At 64.7% G+C, this 24,517-nt stretch carries 20 protein-coding genes; 12 read left to right on the plus strand and 8 right to left on the minus strand.

Features of this window, described 5'->3' with window-relative positions:
- The first annotated feature begins 23 nt into the window (after positions 1-23).
- The 5 genes from pimA to IVB24_RS06945 all read left to right on the plus strand — a co-directional run bounded on the left by pimA (position 24) and on the right by IVB24_RS06945 (position 6,463).
- Entirely contained in the window at positions 24-1,706 is a 1,683-nt protein-coding gene (gene pimA, locus IVB24_RS06925; protein WP_247772515.1) for a dicarboxylate--CoA ligase PimA, read from the plus strand.
- Complete coding sequence (locus IVB24_RS06930; protein WP_247772516.1) at positions 1,703-2,890, plus strand: acetyl-CoA C-acyltransferase; 1,188 nt, start codon at positions 1,703-1,705, stop codon at positions 2,888-2,890. The genes pimA and IVB24_RS06930 overlap by 4 nt, the downstream gene beginning before the upstream one ends.
- Before the next feature lie 151 nt (positions 2,891-3,041).
- Positions 3,042-4,232 (plus strand): pimeloyl-CoA dehydrogenase large subunit, encoded by a 1,191-nt coding sequence (gene pimC, locus IVB24_RS06935; RefSeq protein ID WP_140481275.1) that lies wholly within the window; start codon positions 3,042-3,044, stop codon positions 4,230-4,232.
- A 169-nt stretch (positions 4,233-4,401) separates the two neighbouring features.
- The gene (gene pimD / locus IVB24_RS06940) at positions 4,402-5,544 is read left to right on the plus strand and encodes a pimeloyl-CoA dehydrogenase small subunit (protein WP_247772517.1); all 1,143 of its coding nucleotides are present in this window, start codon (positions 4,402-4,404) and stop codon (positions 5,542-5,544) included.
- Positions 5,545-5,689: 145 nt separating this feature from the next.
- The gene (locus IVB24_RS06945; RefSeq protein ID WP_166476222.1) at positions 5,690-6,463 is read left to right on the plus strand and encodes a glucose 1-dehydrogenase; all 774 of its coding nucleotides are present in this window, start codon (positions 5,690-5,692) and stop codon (positions 6,461-6,463) included.
- A gap of 15 nt (positions 6,464-6,478) precedes the next feature.
- Here the strand turns inward: IVB24_RS06945 and IVB24_RS06950 are convergent, their stop codons facing one another.
- Positions 6,479-7,330, minus strand: a complete 852-nt coding sequence (locus IVB24_RS06950) for a hypothetical protein (RefSeq protein ID WP_247772518.1) — start codon at positions 7,328-7,330, stop codon at positions 6,479-6,481.
- Positions 7,331-7,374: 44 nt separating this feature from the next.
- A complete protein-coding gene (locus IVB24_RS06955) occupies positions 7,375-8,733 on the minus strand; it encodes an MBOAT family O-acyltransferase (RefSeq protein ID WP_247772519.1) in 1,359 nt (452 codons plus the stop codon).
- Positions 8,734-8,854: 121 nt separating this feature from the next.
- Between IVB24_RS06955 and IVB24_RS06960 the strand changes: the two genes are divergently transcribed.
- From IVB24_RS06960 to IVB24_RS06970, 3 genes are all read left to right on the plus strand, one after another.
- Positions 8,855-9,280, plus strand: coding sequence for an endonuclease domain-containing protein (locus IVB24_RS06960; RefSeq protein WP_244642671.1), 426 nt, complete (start codon positions 8,855-8,857; stop codon positions 9,278-9,280).
- A 278-nt stretch (positions 9,281-9,558) separates the two neighbouring features.
- On the plus strand, positions 9,559-11,064 hold the full coding sequence (gene glpK, locus IVB24_RS06965; protein ID WP_247772520.1) for a glycerol kinase GlpK: 1,506 nt from the start codon (positions 9,559-9,561) through the stop codon (positions 11,062-11,064).
- Between the two features lie 22 nt (positions 11,065-11,086).
- Complete coding sequence (locus tag IVB24_RS06970) at positions 11,087-11,680, plus strand: GNAT family N-acetyltransferase (protein ID WP_247772521.1); 594 nt, start codon at positions 11,087-11,089, stop codon at positions 11,678-11,680.
- 79 nt (positions 11,681-11,759) lie between these two features.
- Here the strand turns inward: IVB24_RS06970 and IVB24_RS06975 are convergent, their stop codons facing one another.
- Together IVB24_RS06975 and IVB24_RS06980 are read right to left on the minus strand one after the other, a co-directional pair.
- On the minus strand, positions 11,760-12,338 hold the full coding sequence (locus IVB24_RS06975; protein WP_247772522.1) for a hypothetical protein: 579 nt from the start codon (positions 12,336-12,338) through the stop codon (positions 11,760-11,762).
- An 8-nt stretch (positions 12,339-12,346) separates the two neighbouring features.
- The gene (locus IVB24_RS06980) at positions 12,347-12,817 is read right to left on the minus strand and encodes a DUF6636 domain-containing protein (protein ID WP_247772523.1); all 471 of its coding nucleotides are present in this window, start codon (positions 12,815-12,817) and stop codon (positions 12,347-12,349) included.
- Positions 12,818-12,880: 63 nt separating this feature from the next.
- Between IVB24_RS06980 and IVB24_RS06985 the strand changes: the two genes are divergently transcribed.
- Positions 12,881-13,510, plus strand: a complete 630-nt coding sequence (locus IVB24_RS06985) for a glutathione S-transferase family protein (protein ID WP_247772524.1) — start codon at positions 12,881-12,883, stop codon at positions 13,508-13,510.
- A gap of 223 nt (positions 13,511-13,733) precedes the next feature.
- Here the strand turns inward: IVB24_RS06985 and metH are convergent, their stop codons facing one another.
- Both metH and metF read right to left on the minus strand, forming a co-directional pair.
- Positions 13,734-17,579 carry a methionine synthase gene (metH, locus tag IVB24_RS06990; RefSeq protein ID WP_247772525.1) on the minus strand — a complete coding sequence of 1,282 codons (3,846 nt, stop codon included), beginning with the start codon at positions 17,577-17,579 and terminating at the stop codon, positions 13,734-13,736.
- Positions 17,580-17,585: 6 nt separating this feature from the next.
- On the minus strand, positions 17,586-18,506 hold the full coding sequence (gene metF / locus IVB24_RS06995) for a methylenetetrahydrofolate reductase [NAD(P)H] (RefSeq protein WP_166468039.1): 921 nt from the start codon (positions 18,504-18,506) through the stop codon (positions 17,586-17,588).
- 399 nt (positions 18,507-18,905) lie between these two features.
- Between metF and IVB24_RS07000 the strand changes: the two genes are divergently transcribed.
- The gene (locus tag IVB24_RS07000) at positions 18,906-19,919 is read left to right on the plus strand and encodes an LLM class flavin-dependent oxidoreductase (RefSeq protein WP_247772526.1); all 1,014 of its coding nucleotides are present in this window, start codon (positions 18,906-18,908) and stop codon (positions 19,917-19,919) included.
- A 49-nt stretch (positions 19,920-19,968) separates the two neighbouring features.
- Here the strand turns inward: IVB24_RS07000 and IVB24_RS07005 are convergent, their stop codons facing one another.
- Together IVB24_RS07005 and IVB24_RS07010 are read right to left on the minus strand one after the other, a co-directional pair.
- Positions 19,969-20,829 (minus strand): prephenate dehydratase, encoded by an 861-nt coding sequence (locus tag IVB24_RS07005; RefSeq protein ID WP_247772527.1) that lies wholly within the window; start codon positions 20,827-20,829, stop codon positions 19,969-19,971.
- A gap of 39 nt (positions 20,830-20,868) precedes the next feature.
- Positions 20,869-21,609: a 3-deoxy-manno-octulosonate cytidylyltransferase gene (locus tag IVB24_RS07010; protein WP_247772528.1), complete on the minus strand. Its 741-nt coding sequence runs from the start codon at positions 21,607-21,609 to the stop codon at positions 20,869-20,871.
- A 233-nt stretch (positions 21,610-21,842) separates the two neighbouring features.
- On the opposite strand from IVB24_RS07010, the gene IVB24_RS07015 reads away from it, so the two are divergent.
- The gene (locus IVB24_RS07015) at positions 21,843-22,397 is read left to right on the plus strand and encodes a cytochrome c family protein (RefSeq protein ID WP_094976712.1); all 555 of its coding nucleotides are present in this window, start codon (positions 21,843-21,845) and stop codon (positions 22,395-22,397) included.
- 212 nt (positions 22,398-22,609) lie between these two features.
- Entirely contained in the window at positions 22,610-24,511 is a 1,902-nt protein-coding gene (locus IVB24_RS07020; RefSeq protein WP_247772529.1) for an extracellular solute-binding protein, read from the plus strand.
- The last annotated feature ends 6 nt before the right edge of the window (positions 24,512-24,517 follow it).

Genomic DNA, 24,517 nt, shown 5'->3' on the forward strand with positions numbered 1-24,517 from the left:
TGCACGCTCAAACAATCAAGAAAATGACCCATCCCGGCGAACAGTTTTACCCCGAGGGCGTGCGTTGGGACGACACTATCGTCCAGGGCTCGCTGCCTGATCTGCTGTCGAAGTCGGCCGCCGACTACGGACCGCGCACCGCACTCGAGTTTCGCGATCGCCCGATCACCTACACCGAGCTCGCAGCTCGGGCCGAGCGCGCGGCGGCTGCGTTCCTGCGCGCCGGTTGCGGCAAGGGCACGTCGGTCGCGCTGTTCCTCGGCAACACGCCCGATCACCCCGTCAATTTCTTCGGCGCGTTGAAGGCGGGGGCCCGCGTCGCGCATCTGTCGCCGCTCGACGGCGAGATCGCGCTGACCCACAAGGTCTCGGATTCCGGCTCGCGCCTGCTCGTCACCTCGAACCTCCAGGCCCTGCTGCCGACCGCGCTGAAGTTCCTTGAAAAGGGGCTGATCGACCGTCTCGTCGTCTGCGAGGACGATGATTGGGGCAAGGTCGGCACGCCGCAGGCGGCGATCCCCGACGACCCCCGCATCGTCACCTTCAAGGCCTTCGTCGAAGGTGCCACAGCGCCCGCGCAATGGCCGTCGGTCACGGCCGACGACGTCGCGCTGCTCCAATATACCGGCGGCACCACCGGCCTGCCCAAGGGCGCCATGCTCACGCACGGCAATCTCACCGCCGCGGTGTCGATCTACGACATCTGGGGCAAGCCGTCGCGCGCGGCACGCGGCGATACGATCGAGCGCGTTATCTGTGTGCTGCCGCTGTTTCACATCTACGCGCTGACCGTCGTGCTCTTGTCCTCGCTCAGCCGCGGCAATTTGATTTCGCTACATCAGCGCTTCGACGTCGAAGCCGTGATGCGCGACATCGAGGTCAAGCGCGCGACGTATTTTCCGGGCGTGCCGACGATGTGGATTGCGATCGCGGCGCTGCCTGATCTGGACAAGCGCGACTTTTCCTCGCTCGCCACCATCGGATCCGGCGGCGCGCCGCTGCCGGTGGAGATCGCGAACTTCTTCGAGCGCAAGGTCGGCAAGAAGCTGCGCAGCGGCTGGGGCATGACCGAGACCTGCTCGCCCGGCACCGGCCATCCGCCCACAGGCCCCGAGAAGCCGGGCTCGATCGGCCTGATGCTGCCCGGCATCGAGCTCGACGTCGTCGCGCTCGACGATCCCACGAAGGTGTTGCCATCAGGCGAAGTCGGCGAGATCCGCATCAAGGGCCCGAACGTCACCAAGGGCTATTGGAACAGGCCGGAGGGTTCTACTGATGCCTTCGTCGACGGCCGCTTCCTCACCGGCGACATCGGCTATGTCGACGCCGACGGCTATTTCTTCCTGGTCGATCGCAAGAAGGACATGATCATCTCCGGCGGCTTCAACGTCTATCCGCAGATGATCGAGCAGGCGATCTACACGATTGCAGGCGTGCACGAGGTGATCGTGCTCGGCATTCCCGACCAGTATCGGGGCGAGGCCGCCAAGGCCTTCATCAAGCTGAAGCCCGGCGCAAAGCCGTTCTCGCTCGACGAGCTGCGCGCGCAGCTCGCCGGCAAGGTCGGCAAGCACGAGCTGCCGGCCGAGGTCGAGTTCGTCGACGATTTGCCGCGCACGCCGGTCGGAAAATTGTCGCGCCACGAATTGCGCCAGCAGCAGAAACCGTCACAATCCACTCAAGCCATATCAGGAGGTCGCTCTTGACCGACGCCGTCATCGTTTCCACCGCCCGCACCCCGATCGGCAAGGCCTATCGCGGCGCGCTCAACGCCACCGAGGGCGCAACCCTGCTCGGCCACGCCATCGGCGAAGCCGTCGCGCGCGCGAAAGTCGATCCGAAGGAGATCGAGGACGTTGTGATGGGCGCCGCGCTGCAGCAAGGCGCGACCGGCGGCAACATCGCGCGCAAGGCGTTGCTCCGCGCCGGCCTTCCCGTGACCGTCGCCGGCACCACCATCGACCGGCAATGCGCCTCCGGCCTGCAGGCCATTGCGCTGGCCGCGCGCTCGGTGATCTTCGACGGCGTCGAGATCGCGGTCGGCGGCGGCGGCGAGTCCATCTCGCTCGTGCAGAACGACAAGATGAACGTTTTTCACGCGCAGGACCCCGCGCTGCTCAAGATCAAGGGCGAGGTCTACATGCCCATGATCGACACGGCCGAAGTCGTCGCCAAGCGCTACGGCATCTCGCGCGAGAAGCAGGACGAGTATTCGCTGGAGAGCCAGCGCCGCACGGCGGCTGCCCAGCAGGGCGGCAAGTTCAAGGACGAGATCGCGCCGATCACGACGCAGATGGCGGTCACCGACAAGGCGACCGGCGCGGTGTCGATGAAAGAGGTAACGCTGTCGCAGGACGAGGGCCCGCGCCCCGAAACCACGCTCGAAGGTCTCGCCGGCCTCAAGGCTGTCCGCGGCGAGGGTTTCAGCATCACCGCCGGCAATGCCAGCCAGCTCTCGGATGGCGCCAGCGCCAGCGTGATCATGAGCGACAAGGAAGCTTCAAAGCGCGGCCTCAAGCCGCTCGGCATCTTCCGTGGCTTCGTCTCCGCCGGTTGCGAGCCGGACGAGATGGGCATCGGTCCGGTCTTTGCCGTGCCGCGCCTCCTCAAGCGCCACGGCCTCACCGTCGACGACATCGGCCTGTGGGAGCTCAACGAAGCCTTCGCGGTGCAGGTGCTCTATTGCCGCGACAAGCTCGGCATCGACCCCGACAAGATCAATGTCGACGGCGGCGCGATCGCGGTCGGCCATCCCTACGGCATGTCGGGCGCGCGCCTCACCGGCCACGCCTTGATCGAGGGGCGCCGCCGCAAGGCCAAGTACGCGGTCGTCACCATGTGCGTCGGCGGCGGCATGGGCGCGGCCGGCTTGTTCGAGGTGTTGCAGTAAATGTTTCTGTCATTCCGGGGCGCCGCGAAGCGGCGAGCCCGGAATCCATAACCACCAGTCGGGGATATGGATTCCGGGCCTGCGCCTTGCGGCGCATCCCGGAATGACGGCGGAATTCGTTGAAAACAAGATTCGCTCACAGGAGGATCCGATGGATCTCGCATTCACGAAGGAAGAGCAGGCGTTTCGCGAGGAAGTGCGGCAGTTCTTCCGCGACAACGTGCCGCCGGATACCCGGCGCAAGATGGTCGAGGGCCGCCACCTCAGCAAGGACGAGATGGTGACCTGGTGGCGCATCCTCAACAAGAAGGGCTGGGGCGTCAGCCACTGGCCCAAGCAATATGGCGGCACCGGCTGGACCTCCGTGCAGCACTACATCTTCAACGAGGAACTGCAGTCCTATCCGGCGCCGCAGCCGCTCGCCTTCGGCGTCAGCATGGTCGGTCCCGTCATCTACACCTTCGGCAATGAGGAGCAGAAGAAGCAGTATCTGCCGCGGATCGCCAATGTCGACGATTGGTGGTGTCAGGGCTTCTCCGAGCCCGGCTCCGGCTCCGACCTCGCCTCGCTCAAGACCAAGGCCGAGCGCAAGGGCGACAAGTGGATCATCAACGGCCAGAAGACCTGGACCACTTTGGCCCAGCACGCCGACATGATCTTCTGCCTCTGCCGCACCGACAACAATGCCAAGAAGCAGATGGGCATCTCCTTCATCGTGTTCTCGATGAAGTCGAAAGGCGTCACCGTGCGCCCGATCCAGACCATCGACGGCGGCGTCGAGGTCAACGAAGTGTTTTTCGACGACGTCGAGGTGCCCTACGAGAATCTGATCGGTGAGGAGAACAAGGGCTGGGATTACGCAAAATTCCTGCTCGGCAACGAGCGCACCGGCATCGCCCGCGTCGGCGTCTCCAAGGAGCGGCTGCGTCGCATCCGTGATCTCGCCGGCAAGGTCGAATCCGGCGGCAAGCCGATCATCCAGGACGCCGCGTTCCGCGAGAAGCTGGCGGCCTGCGAGATCGAGCTGAAGGCGCTCGAACTCACCCAGCTGCGCGTCGTCGCCGACGAGGGCAAGCACGGCAAGGGCAAGCCCAATCCGGCGTCGTCCGTGCTGAAGATCAAGGGCTCCGAGATCCAGCAGACCACTACCGAGCTCCTGATGGAAGTGATCGGCCCGTTCGCCGCGCCCTACGACGCGCACGGCGACGACGGCTCGAACGAAGCCATGGACTGGACCGCCCAGATCGCGCCGAGCTACTTCAACAACCGCAAGGTCTCGATCTACGGCGGCTCCAACGAGATCCAGCGCAACATCATCGCGAAGGCGGTGCTGGGGCTTTGACGCAACAAAGACGGTGTCGTCCCCCGCGAAGGCGGGGGACCCAGTACGCCGCGGCGGTCGTAAGTACGACGGACGGCTGCGTTTACTGGATCCCCGCCTTCGCGGGGATGACGTCTGAAGATGAGGCGACGGCCGGCGAGAAGCGCTGCGTCGATTTTTGGAGAGAGAAATGGATTTTGATCTGAACGAGGAGCAGCGGCTTCTCAAGGACAGCATCGACGGCCTGCTGACCGATTCCTACGATTTCGAGAGCCGCAAGAAGTACATGAAGGAGAAGGGCGGCTGGAGCAAAGCGGTCTGGCTCAAGCTCGCCGAGCAGGGCCTGCTCGGCCTGCCGTTCGCAGAGGCCGATGGCGGCTTCGGCGGCGGCGGCGTCGAGACCATGATCGTGATGGAGGCGCTCGGCAAGGCGCTGGTGCTCGAGCCGTATCTCGCCACGGTCGTGATCGGGGGCGGCTTCCTGCGCCATGCCGGCACCGACGCGCAGAAGGCCGCGCACGTGCCGGGGATCATCGACGGCAGCAAGACGCTGGCCTTCGCCCAGCTCGAGAAGAACTCACGCTACGATCTGTTCGACGTCGCAACCACCGCGAAGAAGAAGGGCGACGGATGGGTCATCGACGGCGAGAAGTTCGTCGTGCTCAACGGCGAGAACGCCGACACCCTCATCGTCACCGCCCGTACCAAGGGCGACCGGCGTGACAGGTCCGGCATCGGTGTGTTCCTGGTCCCAGCCAACGCCAAGGGCGTCGCCAAGAAGTCCTACCCGACCCAGGACGGCCTGCACGCCGCCGACATCACCCTCACCGGCGTCGAGATCGGCCCCGATGCCGTGCTCGGCAACCCCGAGGATTCGCTCGCGCTGATCGAGCGCGTCGTCGACGAAGCCCGCATCGCGCTCTGTGCCGAGGCGGTCGGGCTGATGGACGAGTCGCTCAAGACCACTGTCGAGTACATCAAGACACGAAAACAGTTCGGCGTCGCGATCGGCTCGTTCCAGTCGCTGCAGCATCGGGCGTCCGACATGTTCGTCGCCGCCGAGCAGGCGAGATCGATGTCGATGTTCGCAACCATGGCCGGTGATTTCGAGGACGCGAAGGAACGCTCCAACGCGATCGCCGCGGCCAAGGTGCAGATCGGCAAGTCGCTGAAGTTCGTGGGCCAGCAGGCGATCCAGCTGCATGGCGGCATCGGCATGACCATGGAGGCGAAGATCGGCCACTACTTCAAGCGCCTCACCATGATCGAGAACTCGTTCGGCGACACCGACTACCACCAGCGCCGCGTCGCGGATGGCGGCGGGTTGATCTGAGGCATACCATGACTGTCATCCCGGGGCGCGCGAAGCGCGAGCCCGGGATCCATAACCACGATCGGGAGTATGGATTCTCAGGGGCGCAATTGCGCACCATAGCTCGCGCTACGCGCGCCCCGGAATGACCAGAGAGAGCAGAACAATGAAAAACACCCCGTTCGATCTCACCGGCAAGGTCGCAATCGTCACCGGCTCGAGCCGCGGCATCGGCCGCTCCTCCGCCGAACTGCTGGCGAAGCTCGGCGCCAAGGTCGTGGTCTCCTCGCGCAAGGCCGAGGCCTGCCAGGAGGTCGTCGACGGCATCATCGCGGCCGGCGGCGAGGCGACCGTCATTCCCTGCAACATCGCGCGCAAGGCCGAGGTCGAGGCGCTGATTGCGGGCGCCACGAAGCAGTACGGCAAGATCGACATCCTGGTCTGCAACGCCGCCGTCAATCCTTACTATGGCCCGCTGCTCGACATCACCGACGAAGCCTTCGACAAGATCATGGGCTCCAACGTCAAGAGCAACATCTGGCTCTCCGCGCTGGCGATCCCGCAGATGGCCGAGCGCGGCAACGGCTCCGTCGTCATCATTTCCTCGATCGGGGGCTTGCGCGGCTCCACCGTGATCGGCGCCTACGGCATCTCCAAGGCCGCCGATTTCGCGCTGTGCCGCTCGCTCGCCGGCGAATGGGGCCCGAAAGGCGTCCGCGTCAACTGCATCGCGCCCGGCCTCGTCAAGACCGATTTCGCCCGCGCGCTGTGGGAAGACGAAGCCAACCTCAAGCGCCGCACCGCCACCACGCCGCTGCGCCGCATCGGCGAGCCCGACGAGATCGCCGGCGCGGTGGCCTATCTTGCCTCAGATGCGTCGAGCTTCATGACGGGGCAAACCATCGTGATCGATGGTGGTGTGACGACGGCGGCGGTGTAGCCGCCGCTCGCAGGGCTAGGGTCCGCGCGCGTCGCGCCGCCCGGCGAGTGCGCTTTCGATGGCGCGCGCGACGATCAGGGAGGATCGTTCGTCGAGATGCACCCCGTCGTCCCAGCGCAGCTCGCTCCCCGGCGGATCGACCGGCAGCCAGAGGCTGCGATCGGGGAAGACTTCGTGGACGATCTCGCCGGTCGTCCGGACCATGCGCGAGCCCTCGATCTCCGGCGCGAAGGGAATGTGGATCAGGAAGACACGAACGCCGCGCCGCTGCAGCTCGTCGATGAGTTGCCGCATGCGGACCACATTCGCGCGTGCCGGGGCGGTCGGGTCGCCGTCATTCATCTGCTGCAGCGCGCGGTCGAGATAGACCTTGTTGTCGAACGTACCAGGCGGGCGGCTGAGCAGGCGATCCTGCTCGGCGCGCGACCGGGCGGCATCGGGGCCGGCATGATTCCAGGTCTCATAGGCGGCGATCGCCGTCCGCACCGGCCGCAGCAGCAGTGCCTCCGCGCCCGCGCCATGCGAAAATTTCTCGATCAGCGCGCCGTCGGCTTCGCGCGACAGCACATTGGTCTCGATCAGAACGATCTTCGGCAGGCGCGCTTGCCCGGCGACGACTGCGAGTCCGGTCACCGGTGAGCCGCCGGCCAGCGCCAAATTGCGCAGGCGCGGAAGCGAGAAATACTCTTCCTTGAGACGCCACGTGACCGAGCTGCCGACCAGCACGATGTCGGGCGTCGGCTCCTGAACATAGCGGTTGAGGGTGACGATTGTACCGTCTCGTGTGGTGACGGCAGGCTGCTGCAGGCCCGAGCCGTAGCGTGGGGTGGCCAGGCTGCAGGCCAGCAGCAGAGCGGCCGCGGTCACCGCGCACCTGACCAGCCATGAAAGCGTCGAGACCTGCTGCATCGTCAAAACTGGAAGTAGATGAAGGCGCTGTCGGGGCCGGCTTCGAGATGAGCCAGCGCCGCGAGCCCGCCATAGAGATATGGCTCCCATCGCCGCAACCGGCCCGCGACCAGCACGCCGATGCCGGCATGTTGGAGGATCACCGGCAGTGCGTAGAGCAAAGCGAGATTGGTGAACAGCTTGGGCGGATTGGGCGCGTCGGTCGCGATGAACATCCCCTGGAGGTAGCCGAGCGCATGGTCGAAGTTCGGCAGCTTGAAGAAGATCCAGAGCATGGTGACGCAGAAGAACACGATGCCCATCCGGATCACCCGCAGCGCCGGAGCGTCATTGCTGACGAGCTTCAGGAACGGCCGCTCGACGACCAGCAGCAGCCCGTGCGCCATGCCCCACAGCGCGTAGCTCAGGCTCGCGCCGTGCCAGAGCCCGCCGAGCGTCATCACGATCATCAGGTTGAGATAGGTGCGCACCCGTCCATGCCGGTTGCCGCCGAGGGGAATGTAGAGATACGTCCTGAGCCAGGTCGACAGGGAGATGTGCCAGCGCGTCCAGAACTCGGAGAACGACGTCGAGATGTAGGGCAGGTTGAAGTTCACGGGCAGGCGATAGCCGAACAACAGCCCGAGCCCGAGTGCAATCGCCGAGTAGCCGAAGAAGTCGGCGTAGATCTGGTAGCTGTAGAGAAACACCAGCAGCCAGCGATCCTGCGTGCGCAGCGTCTCGTAGAGCGGGAAGTCCATGTAGGACGTCATCTCGTTGAGATTGTTCGCCACGTACAGCTTGAAGAAATAGCCGACGAGAATCCACTTCGCGGCCTCGACGAAGGCGACGTCGCCGATCCGCTTCGGCACGATCTGCGGCATGAACTGCGCCGCACGCGTGATCGGCCCGGACACGAGCTGCGGGAAGAAGATAATGTAGAGGAACATTTCGCGCAGGCGCACGGTGCGCTTCTCGCGCGTGAGGTCGACCAGCAGGCTGATGTTGTGGAACACGAAGAACGAAATGCCGATCGGTAGCGGCAGCCGCAGCAGGAAGTCGATCGGCCCGGCGCCGGTCAGCTGCGCTGCGCCGGAATCGACGAACAGGAACTTGTATTTGAAGAAGGCCAGCAGGCCGAGATTGAAGACGATGCCGGCCGGCATCCAGACGGCGCGATTCTCGAACGCGAGCACCAGGCAGACGTAAGTGCCCAGCACCGCGACGAGCAGCAGCGGCAGCAGCTCGGGCTGGCCGAAACCGTAGAAGAACACGCTCGCGAGCACCAGCAGCTGCACCTGGAAACGGCGCAGCGGGGCCAGGTAATAGGCGCCGAACACGACCGCGACGAAGATGCCGAACTGAAAGGAAGTGAATGTCATGCCGCCCCGTTGTCCCGGCATGGCGTTTAGCATTTTGGTCGAGATGGTCATAGCCTTGCAGGCCATGCAGGGATGCGACTTTTGGTTGCCGGCATGAGGGGCCTCGCTTACCCTCCCCTGGATGGGCACGACGGGATGGGGTGAAGCCAGGGCCATGGTGTCAACATCAATCCGACGCAACGCCGCGAAAAAGCTGAGGGCGAATACAACCCCACATGAGCGGATCCTGTGGCGTGCCCTCAAGGAATTGCCGATCGAGGGCTCACACTTCCGCCGTCAAGCGCCGATCGGTCCATACATCGTCGACTTCTTCTGCCCCGCCAAGCGTCTCATCATCGAGCTCGACGGCGGCCACCACAATGAAGACGCCGTGGCCGCACGCGACCTCGACCGCCAACGTTGGCTCGAACGCGAAGGTTACCGCGTCATCCGGTTTTGGAATTCGGAGATCACAGGAGACCTGACAGCAGTTCTCGAACGAATCTATGTCGAGCTCTACGGATCGCGCGAAGCCGAGACTACGCCGCTGAAGCATCGCCGAACTTAGCGGATCGGGCGCTCTTCTCTTACCCTCCCCTGGAGGGGGAGGGTCGGCTCACATTGAGCGTAGCGAAATGTGAGACGGGGTGGGGTGACGGTCTCTCCACATCCGACACCGCCCGTGTTGAGAGATCACCCCGCCCCGCTCGCGCTACGCGCGATCGACCCTCCCCCTCCAGGGGAGGGTAAGGAACGCGCCCTGCATCCCACCTTGACCTTCTGCTTCCAATCCGCTCCCTTTGGCCCGACACAACGACTCCTCCGGGAAACGCCAAGGTAACTTCCATGTCTTTCGTCCTCGCCATCGACCAGGGCACCACCTCCTCGCGCGCGATCGTGTTTCGCGGCGACATATCCATCGCGGCGAAGGCGCAAGCCGAGTTTCCGCAGCATTTCCCGGCCTCGGGCTGGGTCGAGCACGAGCCGGAGGATATCTGGACCTCGACCGTGAAGGTCTGCCGCGACGCCATTGCGCAGGCCGGCATCGGTGCAAAGGACATCGCCGCGATCGGCATCACCAATCAGCGCGAGACCACCGTGGTGTGGGACCGCGCGACGGGGCAGGCCGTGCACCGCGCCATCGTCTGGCAGGATCGCCGCACCGCTGACATCTGCGCAAAACTCAAGGCCGATGGCCGCGAGCCATTGATCTCGCAGAAGACCGGCCTGATCATCGATCCCTATTTCTCCGGCACCAAGATCGCATGGATTCTCGACCACGTCCCCGGCGCCCGCGCCCGCGCCGCGCGCGGTGAGCTGATGTTCGGCACCGTTGATTGCTATCTGCTGTGGCGCCTCACCGGCGGCAAGGTGCACGCCACCGACGCCACCAACGCCTCGCGCACGCTGCTGTTCAACATCCACACCGGCCAGTGGGACGACGAGCTGCTGGAGATCATCGGCGTCCCGCGCTCGATGCTGCCCGAGGTGAAGGACTCCTCCGCCCGCTTCGGCGAGAGCACGCCCGATCTGTTCGGCGGTGCCATCGCGATCTCCGGCATCGCCGGCGACCAGCAGGCCGCCACCATCGGCCAGGCCTGCTTCCGCCCGGGCATGATGAAGTCGACATACGGCACCGGCTGCTTTGCGCTGCTCAACACCGGCACCACGCCCGTGGTGTCCAAAAACAAGCTGCTCACGACGGTCGCCTATCAGCTCGACGGCAAGCGCACCTACGCGCTCGAAGGCTCGATCTTCGTTGCAGGCAGCGCAGTGCAGTGGCTGCGCGACGGCCTCGGCATCATCAAGCACGCCGCCGAGACCGGGCCGCTGGCGGATCAATCCGACTCCATGCAGAGCGTCTATCTCGTCCCCGCCTTCGTCGGCATGGGCGCGCCCTACTGGAATCCGCGCGTGCGCGGCGCGCTGTTCGGCCTCACCCGCAACACCGGCCCGGCCGAGCTCGCCCACGCCGCGCTGGAAAGCGTCTGCTACCAGACCTTCGACCTCTGGGCCGCGATGCGCGCGGACTGGCCAAGCTCGGAAACCGCCAGCGTCGTGCTCCGCGTCGACGGCGGCATGACCGCATCGGACTGGACCATGCAGCGCCTCGCGGATTTGCTGGATGCCCCGGTCGATCGCCCCGTGATCCAGGAGACCACGGCTTTAGGCGCCGCCTATCTCGCCGGCCTCCAGGCCGGCGTTTATCCCGAGCCGACCAAATTCGCCGACAATTGGCGGCTGGAGCACCGCTTCAAGCCGGCCATGAGTCAGGCGACAAGGGAGCGGAAGCTTGCGGGATGGGCGCGGGCGGTGAAGGGCGTGCTGGCGAGTGACGAGGGGGAGGGGTAGCGGTCAACCTGGCTGTGAGAAAATGATCCTTCCCGACGGATATTCCGACGTCCCCGCCGGCAAGATCGCCGCCATCGTCACTCATCTGGAGATGACCGCGCCTCCCGCGCGCCGCGATGATCCGCCGGGCGCGTGGACCCTGCGCAAGGTGGACGCCCCCGCACTCGATTGGTATCGCGACATCTTCCGCCGCGTCGGCGAGGAATGGCTGTGGTTCTCGCGCGCCCGCATGAGCGATGCCGAGCTTGCCGCAATCATCCATGCGCCTGATATTGAGGTCTACGCCCTGGCGGCGGACGGCCACGACGAAGGCCTGCTGGAGCTGGATTTCCGCGAGCCCGGCCAATGCGAGCTGGTCTATTTCGGCGTCACCGGTAGCTTGATCGGCACCGGCGCCGCCCGCTTCCTGATGAACCGCGCGCTGGAGCGCGCCTGGTCACGCAACGTCAGCCGCGTTTGGGTGCACACCTGCACCCTCGACCATCCCTCAGCCGTCGCGTTCTACCAGCGCTCCGGCTTCCGCCCGTTCCGTCGCCAGATCGAGATCGCCGACGATCCTCGGCTGGATGGTACGGCGCCGCGGACGGCCGCGAGGCATGTGCCAGTCATCGATTAGCTGTAGCCCGGATGAGCGAAGCGCAATCCGGGAGGCGATTCCCCGCATGTCGCTTCGCTCATGCGGGCTACGCTCCGTGTTATTGGATTGCACGGTAACTCGGCTCTGGCGGATCATAGGAAACGAGACGCCATGGCCGTTCGGAAAGCGGCTGTACGGCAGGAGCTTGAAGCTCTCCGTAGCTGGAGCGCAGCGGCAGGTCAGGCTCCCAACGATGGATGACGAACACGACACGATACTCGTTAGCTGCAGGCAGCCTTTGCCGGTAATCGGTCTCGATCTCCGTCTCGCCATCTGCGGTCAGGAACATCTCGTTCCACGCCATCTCTGAATGGTCCTTGGGATTGGTCGGGTCAATCTGAGCGAAGTCATGAGGATTGAATCCTGCGTCCGGATTCTCCACGAGCACTTCGAGAACAGCGGCATCGTCCATATGGGAGTGCAGCTCGTATTCCCAATCCTGTTTCTCTTCAGGAGTCAGCGGCACGATTTCGTCACCCCTGTCGCCGTGGCGCAAGATGTCCTTCACTTCTTCGCTGAAATTGGGCGGATCTAAGGAATCGATCAACTCCCGGATGAAGCGGGCATAGGCAACTTTGTCCGCGCTGTAGGAGTAGACGCCCAGAATAGTGAGTGAGGGAGCCTTGTCAGCGGTCATGTCGTTGCTCAAAACACCTCCTGCTTCCCCCGCGCTAGCGAAAACCCGCGCTGCATTGCATTGAAGCACGTCAGCCCGGTCTGCTCCGATCGGCACGTAAACCCCGCGCGCTGCCACACCTCGCCATAGGCGAGCACCGGGAACGACGGGTCCATGATGGTGTCGCCGGCGCAGATGCGGCCCGAGTTGCCCTTTGCGCTCATCTCGAAGGCGTTGCCCCATTCGAGCTCGCAATCGGCGGGCCGGCGCGGGCGGCTTTCCAGGTTCATGATGTCGCAGCGGAGCACGGCCTGACTGTTATCGGTGAAGACTTGGCAGGCGATGTTTTTTGACGGGGTCTGGAAGCCGATCGGGCGATCCTGCGCGTGGGCGGCGCCCGCGGCGAGCAGGCAGAGTCCAAATGCCAGCGTCGCTAGTCGCCGCGTCATGCGTGTCTTCCCGCTCAGATCGTCATGCCCGGACTTGATCCGGGCATCCATCAAACTCTAGTCTGAAGCGTGATGAATTGCCGGGTCAAGCCCGGCAATGACGAGAGGTGACCCATGTTCCTGATCGGCCAATACGACTCCCCCTTCGTCCGCCGCGTCGCGATTGCGCTGAAGCTCTACGGCCTCGCTTTCGCGCACAAGCCGTGGTCGACCTTCGGCGATGCCGACAAGATCGCGCCGTATAATCCGCTGCGCCGCGTGCCGACTTTGGTGCTCGACGACGGCGAGGCGCTGATCGAGAGCATGATCATTCTGGACTATCTCGACGAACTGGTGGGGCCGGAAAAGGCGATGCTGCCGCGCGGCGGCGCCGAGCGGCGAAAGCATCTGCGCATCTGCGCGCTGGCCTCCGGTCTCGGCGACAAGGCGGTCAGCCTGCTCTACGAGCGCGTGTTGCGGAAGGAGCAGCTCACGCTGTGGGTCGAGCGGTGTCAGGCGCAGATCGGCGATGTCCTGAAAGTGCTGGAGGCCGAGCGCGCGAAGGTGACGACGCCGTATTGGCTGGGCGATCGCATCGGCCACGCCGATGTTGCGGTGGCCTGCGTCGTCCGCTTCACTCGGGAGGCCCATCCACAGCTGTTCGACGCCGCGCGCTATCCGGCACTGAGCGCACATGCCGAGCGTTGCGAGGCCTTGCCGCCGTTCCAGGAGATCGTGCAGCCGCTGGCCCCGCCGAAGGGGTGAGACGCTTCCGCGTCCGGGGCACGAAAACCGAGCGCAAGGTGAGGGGCGCGCCCTATCCGCCGCGACTGCGAAGACCGTCGCAGCAGCCGATCTTGCAACGATACGCCTGTTTTGCCCGACGTCGCAAAACCCGCCCGACGCCACAAAGAAATTGCTGAATTTTTTCAACCCCATCGCTACTGTGCATGGGGTTGTTTTCTCATATTTTGCTTTGGAGCCGCGCCTAACCCGCGCCGGCGCGCTTCTTCTGCCAGACGAGGTGCACGGCGCAAGTGCAGCCCGGCGGATGCGAGGCGAGATCCGCCGGGGGCTCGTCGTTCGCGGGCGTCGCGGCAAACGTCTTGTCCTCGCGCGACGGGATGTAGTTCAGCACCGGTGCGAGCCAGCGCTCGGTCTCGGCCACCGTCATGCCCTTGCGCGCGGCGTAGTCCTCGACCTGGTCGCGCTCGATCTTGCCGACGCCGAAATAATAGCTCTCAGGCGCAGCGAAATAGAGCCCGGACACGGACGAGCCCGGCCACATCGCAAAGCTCTCGGTCAGCTTCACACCGCAATTTGCCTCCGCATCGAGCAACTCGAACAGCGTCGCCTTCTCGGTGTGGTCGGGCTGGGCGGGATAGCCCGGCGCGGGGCGGATGCCCTGGTACTTTTCGAGGATCAGATCCTCGGTGGAGAGCGTCTCATCCGGCGCGTAGGCCCAGAACTCGCGGCGCACGCGGGCATGCATGCGTTCCGCGAACGCCTCGGCGAGGCGGTCGGCCAGCGCCTTGCACAGGATCGAGGAGTAATCGTCATTGGCCATCTTGAAGCGGTCGGCGACCGCATCCTCGCCAATGCCTGCGGTGACGACGAAGCCGCCGACATAGTCGGGAACGCCTGCCGGCGCGACGAAGTCGGCGAGCGCCGCGTTGAAACGGCCCTCGCGCTTCTCGAGCTGCTGGCGCAGCGTGTGCAGCGTCGCGATCGTCTTGGTGCGGCTCTCGTCGGCATAAAGCACGATGTCGTCGCCTTGCGCGTTCGCCGGCCAGAAGCCGACGGTCGCGCGCGCCCGGAACCATTTTTCCTTGACGATGGTGTCGAGCATCTTGCGGGCGTCGTCATAGAGCGAGCGTGCGACCTCGCCGACCTTGGCGTCGTCGAGGATGGCGGGGAAGCGGCCGGCGAGCTCCCAGGTCTGGAAGAACGGCGTCCAGTCGATGTAGTCGACAAGCTCGGCGAGATCGTAGTCGTCGAAGCTCTTGATGCCCAGGAAGGTCGGCCTCACCGGCTTGCTCTTGGCGAAGTCCACCGGCACGCGGTTGGCGCGCGCTGTGGCGAGCTTCAGGCGCTTCTTGTCGGCCTGCGCGCGCAGATGCGCCTCCGAGATCTTGGCGTACTCGGCGCGCACCTCGGCCGCATAGGCGTCGCGCCTCTCGGGCGAGAGCAGCGAGGAGGCGACGCCGACCGCGCGGCTGGCGTCGTTGACGTGCACGACGGGGCCGGCGCGATAGCTCGGGTCGATCTTCACCGCGGTGTGCACGCGGCTGGTGGTGGCGCCGCCGATCAGCAGGGGCAGCTTGAGGCCTTCGCGCTGCAATTCGCCGGCGAAGAACGCCATCTCGTCGAGCGAGGGTGTGATCAGGCCGGAGAGCCCGACGATGTCGGCCTTCTCGGCCTTCACGGTCTCGACGATCTTGGCGGCGGGCACCATCACGCCGAGGTCGATCACCTCGTAATTGTTGCACTGGAGCACGATGCCGACGATGTTCTTGCCGATGTCGTGGACGTCGCCCTTCACGGTCGCGAGCACGATCTTGCCGGCGGAGGAAGAACCTTCGGTGCCGATGCCGTTCGCGGCGTTGCGCGCCTTCTCTTCCTCCATGAACGGCATCAGCCAGGCCACGGCCTGCTTCATGACGCGGGCGGACTTCACCACCTGCGGCAGGAACATCTTGCCGTCGCCGAAGAGGTCGCCGACCACGTTCATGCCGGCCATCAGCGGGCCCTCGATCACGTCGAGCGGACGCTTCGACGCCTTGCGGGCCTCTTCGGTGTCCTGCTCGATGAACTCGGTGATCCCATGCACCAGCGAATGCGAGAGACGCTTGGCGACCGGCCATTCGCGCCAGGCGAGATCGGCCTCCTTGGTCTGGGTCTTGTTGCCGCGGAATTTCTCGGCCAGCGCCAAGAGGCGTTCGGAAGCACCGGGGTCGCGATTGAGGACGACGTCCTCGCAAGTTTGGCGCAGCTCGGGGTCGATGTCGTCATAGACGATCATCTGCCCGGCATTGACGATGCCCATGTCCATGCCGGCCTTGATGGCGTGATACAGGAACACCGAGTGCATGGCCTCGCGCACCGGCTCGTTGCCGCGGAACGAGAAGGAGAGGTTGGAGACGCCGCCCGAGATATGCGCGCCCGGCAGATTCTGCCGGATCCAGCGCGTCGCCTCGATGAAGTCGACGCCGTAATTGTTGTGTTCCTCGATGCCGGTCGCGATCGCGAAAACGTTCGGATCGAAGATGATGTCCTCGGGCGGGAAGCCGACCTTGTTCACCAGGATGTCGTAGGCGCGCTTGCAGATCTCGGTCTTGCGCTTGAACGTGTCGGCTTGGCCGACCTCGTCGAACGCCATCACCACCACCGCCGCGCCGTGGCGCCGCGCGATGTTGGCTTCGTGAATGAACTTCTCCTCGCCTTCCTTCATGGAGATCGAGTTGACGACCGGCTTGCCCTGCACGCATTTCAGGCCGGCTTCGATCACCGAGAATTTCGAGGAATCGACCATCACGGGGACGCGGGCGATGTCGGGCTCGGCGGCGACCAGGTTGAGGAAGGTCACCATCGCGGCTTCGGAGTCGAGCAGGCCCTCGTCCATGTTGACGTCGATGATCTGCGCGCCGTTCTCGACCTGGTCGCGCGCGACCTGCAGCGCGGCGGTGTAGTCGCCGGCGGTGATCAGCTTGCGGAAGCGGGCCGAGCCGGTGACGTTGGTGCGCTCGCCGACGTTCACGAACGGGATCGCGTCGGTCAGCACGAAGGGCTCGAGGCCGGAGAGCCGCAGGCGCGGTTCGATCTCGGGCACGATGCGCGGCTTGTGCGGGGCGACGGCTGCCGCAATCGCAGCGATATGGTCAGGCGTGGTGCCGCAGCAGCCGCCGACGATGTTGACCAGGCCATCGCGCGCGAACTCGCCGACCAGGCGCGCCATGTATTCGGGCGTCTCGTCATACTGGCCGAATTCGTTGGGCAGGCCCGCGTTTGGATAGGCGCACACCAGCGTGTCGGCGACGCGGCCGATATCGGCGATGTGCGCGCGCAAATCTTCGGCGCCGAGTGCGCAGTTGAAACCGATCGTGATGGGCTTGGCGTGCCGCACCGAATGCCAGAACGCCTCCGGCATCTGGCCCGAGAGCAGGCGGCCGGACTTGTCGGTGATGGTGCCCGACACCATCACGGGCACGTCGATGCCGCGTGCTTCGGTGATCTCGGCGACGGCGTAGAGCGCCGCCTTGGCGTTCAGCGTGTCGAAGATGGTTTCGACCAGCAAGAGGTCGACACCGCCGTCGAGCATGCCGTTGATCTGCTCGCCGTAAGACTTGCGCAGATCGTCGAAGGTGACGGCGCGGTAGCCGGGATTGGACACGTCTGGCGAGATCGAGGCGGTGCGGTTGGTCGGCCCGATGGCGCCGGCGACGAAGCGCGGCTTGCCGTCCTCGGCCTCGACGCGGCGCGCGGCGTTGCCGGCGAGGCGGGCGCCTTCACGCGCCATCTCGTAGACGATGTCGGTGAGGTCGTAATCGGCCTGCGCGATCGAGGTGGTCGAGAACGTATTGGTCGCGACGATGTCGGCGCCCGCGCGCAAATACGCTGCGTGGATGTCCTCGATTGCCTGCGGCTGGGTCAGGATCAGCAGATCGTTGTTGCCGCGCAGGTCACGATGGAAGTCCTTGAAGCGCTCGCCGCGGAAGGCCGCTTCGTCGAACTGCAGGTTCTGGATCATCGTGCCCATGGCGCCGTCGAGCACGAGGATGCGCTCGCGCGCGGCGTTGAGCAGGGCAGTTCGCTTCGGAGAGATGGGTACGGTCATGTCGTCTTAGGCCGCCTTCTGCGCGCTCTTGGCGCGGATGCCGAGCAAATGGCTGATCGCGAACACGAGATCGGCGCGGTTCATGGTGTAGAAATGGAAGGTGTCGACGCCATTCTTGGCGAGCTTCTGCACCTGGCCGGCGGCAACCGTCGCGGCCACCAGCTTGCGGGTCTCGGCGTCGTCGTCGAGGCCCTCGAACTTCGCGGCGAACCAGTCCGGCACCGTGGTGCCGGCCCGCGTGACGAAATTGCGCGCCTGCTTGAAATTGTGCATCGGCATGATGCCCGGCACGACCGGAATGTCGATGCCGCGCGCGCGGACCCGGTCGAGATAGCGGAAGTAGAGGTCGTTGTCGAAGAACACCTGGGTGATCGCGCGCGCCGCACCGGCATCGACCTTGGCCTGCAGCGTGTCGATGTCGGCATCGAAGTCGCGCGCTTCGGGATGCTTCTCGGGGTAGGCCGACACCGACACTTCGATGTCGCCATGCCGCTTCTTGATGCCGGCGACCAGATCGGCCGAGTTCTGGTAGCCGTCGGGATGGCTCGAATAGGGCGTGCCGATACCGCCGGCGGGATCGCCGCGCAGGGCCACGATGTGGCGGACGCCGACTTCGTGATAGCGGTCGACGATCTCGTCGATCTCGCCGCGCGAGGCGCCGACGCAGGTCAAATGCGCGGCCGGCAGCAGCGCGGTCTCTTTCAGGATGCGGGCGATGGTCGAATGGGTGCGCTCGCGGGTCGAGCCGCCGGCGCCGTAGGTCACCGAGACGAATTTCGGGTCGAGCGGGGCGAGCCGGTTGATGGTCTCCCAGAGATTGCGCTCCATATCCTCCGTCTTGGGCGGAAAGAATTCGAAGGAGATCGCAGGTCGCTTGAGGTGCCCGTCTTGCCCGTCGGCCCGGGCAGGAATCGTCAGATCGGTCATGGCACCATTCGCTCCAGATATGTCGCCAGATCCTGGCGGCCGACGGTCAGGTCTAGCTTGGGAGTGCCTAAGATAGGGCAAAGGCTGTTCGATCGACAGCCCATCGGAGATGGGAAATAGCCCACTTACACCGGTCATCTCCGGATTACCGGTCGTAATCCGATTTTGTTGGGCCGTCGTCGGAGCGACGAAATTATATGAATATCAATGCAGTAATGAATGTTGAGATGGAATTTGGAAGCAGAATCCATGGTGGGCAATAGGAAAATGTGGTCCTATGGACTTTAATCGGCCCAATCAGCTCGTGTTGACCAGGCCCCTCGGCTCGCGACCTGCACACGTCAGATCTGCGCAGCCACCCCATTGTCGCCGCCCGGTCCTCCACTAGGTTAGCGCGCCATGATCCCGCTCTCAGTTCTCGACCTCTCGGTCGTCACCACAGGCACCAAGCCCGCTGCGGCCTTGCGCAACAGCATCGACCTGGCGCGCCATGTCGACGGGCTCGGCTATGTCCGCTACTGGCTCGCCGAGCACCATAACCTCGCCTCGGTCGCGAGCCCGGCGCCCGACGTCATGATCGGCCAGATCGCGGCGGTGACGAAGCACATCCGCGTCGGCTCCGGCGGGGTGATGCTGCCCAATCATGCGCCGCTGGTGGTGGCCGAACGCTTCAAGATGCTGGAAGCGCTGTTTCCCGGCCGCATCGATCTCGGCCTTGGCCGGGCGCCCGGCACCGACGGTGCCACGGCCTACGCGCTACGCAGCCGGCTCGACCGCCGCGAGGGCGACGATTTCCTGGAGCGGTTGCACGAACTGATCCTGTGGGAGACCCGCGAATTCCCCGCAGGGCACCCCTACCACAACGTCGTCGCCATGCCCGACGACACCGCCCTGCCGCCGATCTGGCTGCTCGGCTCCAGCGATTATTCTTCGGAACTGGCCGCGCAAGTCGGCATGGGCTTCGCGTTCGCTCATCATTTCGCGTCCCACGACGCGGTCGATGCGATGGTGCACTATCGCAACCGCTTCCAGCCTTCGGCCTGGCGTGCGAGCCCGCACGCCACCCTCGCGGTCGCCGTCATCACCGCCGATACCGACGAGGAGGCCGAACGGCTTGCCTCTTCGTTCGACCTCAACCGGCTGCGCCGCGACCGCGGACAATATCTGCCGCTGCCGAGCGTCGAGGAGGCGCTGGCCTATCCTTACTCCGACGCCGAGCGCACCTCGATCCTCCGCAACCGCTCGCGTCTGTTCGTCGGCAGCCCCACGACGGTGCAGAAGAAACTGCAGCTGCTGATCGACGTGAGCAAGCCGGACGAACTGATGGTGATCACCGCCGTGTACGATCACGAGGCGCGGAAGAAGTCGTATTCGCTGCTGGCGGAGGCGTTTGGGCTCCGAGCGGCCGCGTAAACACTATCGTGCCCCGGACGCTCGCGCTTCGCGCGGCCGGGACACGCGACTAATCCTGCTTCGACTCACTGAACGTGGCGCGGAACGGATGGCCCGGATAGACGCCGACGATACGGAATTCGCGCGAGAAGAATTTCAGCTCCTCGATCGCGAAGGCCAGGCCTTTGTCGTCGGGATGGCCGTCCACGTCGGCGTAGAACTGCGTGGCGAAGAAATTGCCGTCGACCATGTAGCTCTCGAGCTTGGTCATGTTGACGCCGTTGGTGGCAAAGCCGCCGAGCGCCTTGTAGAGCGCGGCCGGCAAATTGCGCACCCGGAACACGAAGGTCGTGACCAGCGGGCCGGAGCCTTGCGCCGCCCATTTCGGCTCGCGCGCCAGCACCACGAAGCGGGTGGTGTTGTGGGCCTCGTCCTCGATGTCCTCGGCGAGGATGTCGAGGCCGTAGATCTTGGCGGCGAGGCGGGACGCGATCGCGGCCACCGTCTTGTCCTTGCGCTCCGAGATGTCGCGGGCGCTGCCGGCGGTGTCGGCGTGCACGATCGGCTTGATGCCGAGCTTGCGGATGATGCGGCGGCATTGGCCGAGCGCATGGACATGGCTCTCGACGCTCTTGATGTCTTCGAGCCTGGTGCCCTTCACCGCCATCAATTGATGCCGAACGGGGAGAAACCATTCGCCGATGATGAAGAGGCCGGAGGCCGGCAGCAGATGATGAATGTCGGCAACGCGGCCCGCGACCGAGTTCTCGATCGGGATCATGCCGAGATCGGCCTCGCCCGAGGAGATCGCCGACAGCGCGTCCTCGAAGGTGGCGCAGGGCAACGGCTCGGCGTCGGGATAGGCCTCGACGATGGCGATGTGGGAATTGGCTCCGGGCTCGCCCTGGAATGCGATCTTCATCTTGCTCATGTCTTAAAAGTGCTCCTGGGTCGGCCTTGTAACAGCGGCTCAGGATTTGGAAAGGATGCTGCGGGCGGTTTCCAGGTCCGCCGGCGTGTCGACCCCGCGGGGCACGGTGTCGACGATGGTGAAGTCGATGCGCATTCCCGCCTCGAGCGCCCGGAGCTGTTCGAGCTTCTCCTGCAATTCCAGCGGCGAGGGCGGCAACAAAACGTAACGCTCCAGCGCCGCGCGGCGATAGGCGTACAGACCGATATGGTGGTAACGCGGTCCGTCGCCGGTCGGCGCGGTCGCACGGGTGAAATAAAGTGCGCGCATGCGCTTGCCGCCGAGCGAGGTTCCGATCGCCTTCACGACGCTCGGGGCGAGGTCTTCCTCCTCGGTGTGGATCTGCGAGGCCAGCGTCGCGATGTCCACGGCCGGGTCTTGCAGCGGCGGCAGCACCTGGCGGATGTTGTCGATCGTGATGGTCGGAAAATCGCCCTGCAGATTGACCACGATCTCGGCCTTGCCGTCCGGGTCGAGCTTCTGCATGGCCTCGTGGATGCGGTCGGAGCCGGAGGGGTGTGCCGGGCTGGTCATCACGGCCTCGCCGCCATGGGCCGTCACGACAGAAGCGATCTCCGGCGTATCGGTCGCGACCGCGACCCGGCCGATACCGGCGGCCTCGGCGCGGCGCAGCACGTGCACGATCATCGGCAGCCCCGCGATATCGGCGAGCGGCTTGCCGGGCAGGCGGGTGGCGGCCATGCGGGCCGGGATCAGCACCAGGATGCGAGGATCGATCATTGGGTCTGGAGATCCGGGGTCAGGAGCCTGGAAACGGGGCGTTTTCCGCGCCGGGAAATGGGTGGGGACGGGTCGAAAGCGGGGTCGCTTATACGGGTTGCCAGACCCCGGGCAAACCGATATCTCAATGGCAAAACTCGGGGAAACAGTAAGGAACGATTGATTCTCCCGAGGCTCGTCCTGGCGGCCGCCCGGCCGCTCGATCCTTCTTGCGGTGTGGGGCCTGGCCGGAAATGGACTCTTTCGAACTCAACAAGATTCTCGGTGCCGTGCTCGGCACCTGTCTCCTTCTGCTGGTGACGAGTTTCACCGCCAATGCGTTGTTCTCGCCCAAGATGCCGGAAAAGCCGGGTTTCGAGATCGCCGTGAAGGAAGATGCCGGTCACGGCAAGGAAGGCGCCGCTGCCGCCGCGCCCGCCGAGCCGATCGAAAAGCTGCTCCAGACCGCGTCTGTCGAGAAGGGCGCTGCCGCCGCCAAGAAGTGCGCCGCCTGCCACACCTTCGAGAAGGGCGGCCCGAATCGCGTCGGTCCGAACCTCTATGGCGTCGTCGGCGACCACCGGGGCGAAGGCCGCAACGGCTTCAACTTCTCGGCGGCGATGAAGGCCAAGGGCGGCACCTGGACGATCGACGATCTCAACAAGTTCATTGCCAATCCGAAGGGCTTCATTCCCGGCACCGCGATGGGCTTCGCGGGTATCCAGAAGGACTCCGAACGCGCCGACGTCATCGCGTACCTGAACAGCCTCTCCGACAGCCCGAAGCCGCTACCGACCGCGGCGAAATAAGGCGCCTCGGTATCGATCTTGGAATATGCGGCCAGGCTGAGAAGCCTGGCCGTTTCCTTATCCGGGCCTCGCGGTGAGTTTATCGGGGCGTTTGGCCGCATCCGACAGGCCGCACGGCCTTCCAAGATGAGGAAAAAGCAACATATTCGGTCGAAACCTCGCCTATATTGGGACCTTAAAGGAGTAGCCTCCTTCAAGACAGGACTATTGATTTGGCCATTACCCGACGCGATCTCCTGCTCACCGGCACTGCGGTTGCAGCGCTTCCCGCCCTCGGTTCCGTGGCGGGCCTCTCCGTCGTCGGTAGCGCCGATGCGCAAGCGGCGAATGAGCTTCCCTGGCGCCACGGGTTGTCGCTGTTTGGAAAGGTCAAGTACCCCGCCGATTTCAAGCGCTTCGACTACGTCAATCCGGAAGCGCCCAAGGGTGGCGTCGCGCGGCAGATCGCGGTTGGCACTTTCGACAATTTCAACATCGTCGTATCGGGTGTGAAGGGGCAGGTCGCCGGTGCCGTGGCATTCATCTACGAATCCCTCACGACGCCCTCGCTTGACGAGGTCTCGACCGAATATGGCGCGCTGGCCGAGGCCGTGAGCCATCCCGATGATTTTTCCTTCGTCACCTACCGCCTGCGCCCGCAGGCCAAATGGCACGACGGCAAGCCGGTTACCGCCGACGACGTGATCTTCTCGCTCGATTCCTTCAAGAAACACCACCCGATGTACTCGGCCTATTACAGCCATGTGGTGAAGGCCGAGAAGGTCGGCGAGCGCGAGGTGAAGTTCGTGTTCGACGCGCCGGGTAATCGCGAGTTGCCGCAGATCGTCGGGCAGCTCACCGTCCTGCCGAAGCATTGGTGGGAAGGGACCGACGCGCAAGGTCGCAAGCGCGATGTGTCCGCCACCACGCTTGAGGTGCCGCTTGGTTCCGGTCCCTACAAGGTCAAGGACTTCGTCGCCGGACGGTCGATCGCGCTGGAGCGCGTCAAGGATTATTGGGGTCGCGACCTCGCGGCCAATGTCGGCCGCAACAATTTCGACGAGCTGCGCTACGAATATTTCCGCGACGCCACCGTCGCGATCGAGGCTTTCAAGGCCGACCAGGTCGATTGGCGTACCGAGAACAGCGCGAAGAGCTGGGCGACGGCCTACGACTTCCCGGCCGTGAGCGAAAAGCGCGTGATCCTCGAGGAATTCGCCAATCGCAGCTCGGGCGTGATGCAGGCCTTCGTGCCGAACCTGCGCCGCGGCAAGTTCAGCGATCCCCGCGTGCGGCGTGCGCTCAATTATGCGTTCGACTTCGAGGAGATGAACAAGCAGATCTTCTACGGCCAGTACAAGCGCATCAGCAGCTATTTCGACGGCATCGAAGATCTGATGGCAACCGGCCTGCCGCAGGGCAAGGAGCTCGAGATCCTCGAAACCGTCCGCGCCCAGGTCCCGCCCGAAGTCTTCACCACCGCCTACAGCAACCCGGTCGGCGGCAGTCCCGAAGCCGTGCGCGACAATCTGCGCGAGGCGCTGCGCCTGTTCAAGGAGGCCGGCTACGAGGTGCGCGACCGCAAGCTGACCGACGTCAAGACCGGCGTCCAGTTCTCCCTGGAACTGCTGAACTCGGATCCGAGCTTCGAACGGATCACGCTGTTCTACAAGCCGTCGCTGGAGCGGCTCGGCATCGCGGTCAGCGTGCGGACGGTTGATCCGACCCAATACGAGAACAGGACGCGCGAGTGGGATTTCGACATCGTCACCAACTCCTGGGGCGAGTCGCAGTCGCCGGGCAACGAGCAGCGTGAGTTCTGGTCGTCCAAGACGGCCGACATCGCCGGCTCGCGCAACCTTGGCGGCATCAAAAATCCCGCGATCGACAAGCTGATCGAACGGGTAATCTACGCCAGGGATCGCGACGATCTCGTCGCCGCAACCAAGGCGCTCGACCGCGTGCTGCTGTGGAATCACTACGTCGTGCCGCAATGGACCTATACGAAGGTGCGCACCGCGCGCTGGGATCGTTTCGGCCGCCCGGCGGAGTTGCCCAAATACGGTCAGTCCGGCTTCCCGTTCATCTGGTGGTACGACGCAGACAAGGCGGCGCGGATCGCAAAGAAGTCGTGAAGGACA

The sequence above is a fragment of the Bradyrhizobium sp. 192 genome, from assembly GCF_023100965.1.
In the GTDB taxonomy this organism is placed as follows: domain Bacteria; phylum Pseudomonadota; class Alphaproteobacteria; order Rhizobiales; family Xanthobacteraceae; genus Bradyrhizobium; species Bradyrhizobium symbiodeficiens.

Excerpts from the sequence above, each read along its gene's own strand:
- pimA (WP_247772515.1), top strand. The coding sequence starts at position 24 with ATGACCCATCCCGGCGAACAGTTTTACCCCGAGGGCGTGCGTTGGGAC.
- pimC (WP_140481275.1), top strand. The coding sequence starts at position 3,042 with ATGGATCTCGCATTCACGAAGGAAGAGCAGGCGTTTCGCGAGGAAGTG.
- pimD (WP_247772517.1), top strand. The coding sequence starts at position 4,402 with ATGGATTTTGATCTGAACGAGGAGCAGCGGCTTCTCAAGGACAGCATC.
- IVB24_RS06945 (WP_166476222.1), top strand. The coding sequence starts at position 5,690 with ATGAAAAACACCCCGTTCGATCTCACCGGCAAGGTCGCAATCGTCACC.
- IVB24_RS06955 (WP_247772519.1), bottom strand. The coding sequence starts at position 8,733 with ATGACATTCACTTCCTTTCAGTTCGGCATCTTCGTCGCGGTCGTGTTC.
- IVB24_RS06960 (WP_244642671.1), top strand. The coding sequence starts at position 8,855 with ATGGGCACGACGGGATGGGGTGAAGCCAGGGCCATGGTGTCAACATCA.
- glpK (WP_247772520.1), top strand. The coding sequence starts at position 9,559 with ATGTCTTTCGTCCTCGCCATCGACCAGGGCACCACCTCCTCGCGCGCG.
- IVB24_RS06970 (WP_247772521.1), top strand. The coding sequence starts at position 11,087 with ATGATCCTTCCCGACGGATATTCCGACGTCCCCGCCGGCAAGATCGCC.
- IVB24_RS06975 (WP_247772522.1), bottom strand. The coding sequence starts at position 12,338 with ATGACCGCTGACAAGGCTCCCTCACTCACTATTCTGGGCGTCTACTCC.
- IVB24_RS06980 (WP_247772523.1), bottom strand. The coding sequence starts at position 12,817 with ATGGATGCCCGGATCAAGTCCGGGCATGACGATCTGAGCGGGAAGACA.
- IVB24_RS06985 (WP_247772524.1), top strand. The coding sequence starts at position 12,881 with ATGTTCCTGATCGGCCAATACGACTCCCCCTTCGTCCGCCGCGTCGCG.
- metH (WP_247772525.1), bottom strand. The coding sequence starts at position 17,579 with ATGACCGTACCCATCTCTCCGAAGCGAACTGCCCTGCTCAACGCCGCG.
- metF (WP_166468039.1), bottom strand. The coding sequence starts at position 18,506 with ATGACCGATCTGACGATTCCTGCCCGGGCCGACGGGCAAGACGGGCAC.
- IVB24_RS07000 (WP_247772526.1), top strand. The coding sequence starts at position 18,906 with ATGATCCCGCTCTCAGTTCTCGACCTCTCGGTCGTCACCACAGGCACC.
- IVB24_RS07005 (WP_247772527.1), bottom strand. The coding sequence starts at position 20,829 with ATGAGCAAGATGAAGATCGCATTCCAGGGCGAGCCCGGAGCCAATTCC.
- IVB24_RS07010 (WP_247772528.1), bottom strand. The coding sequence starts at position 21,609 with ATGATCGATCCTCGCATCCTGGTGCTGATCCCGGCCCGCATGGCCGCC.
- IVB24_RS07015 (WP_094976712.1), top strand. The coding sequence starts at position 21,843 with ATGGACTCTTTCGAACTCAACAAGATTCTCGGTGCCGTGCTCGGCACC.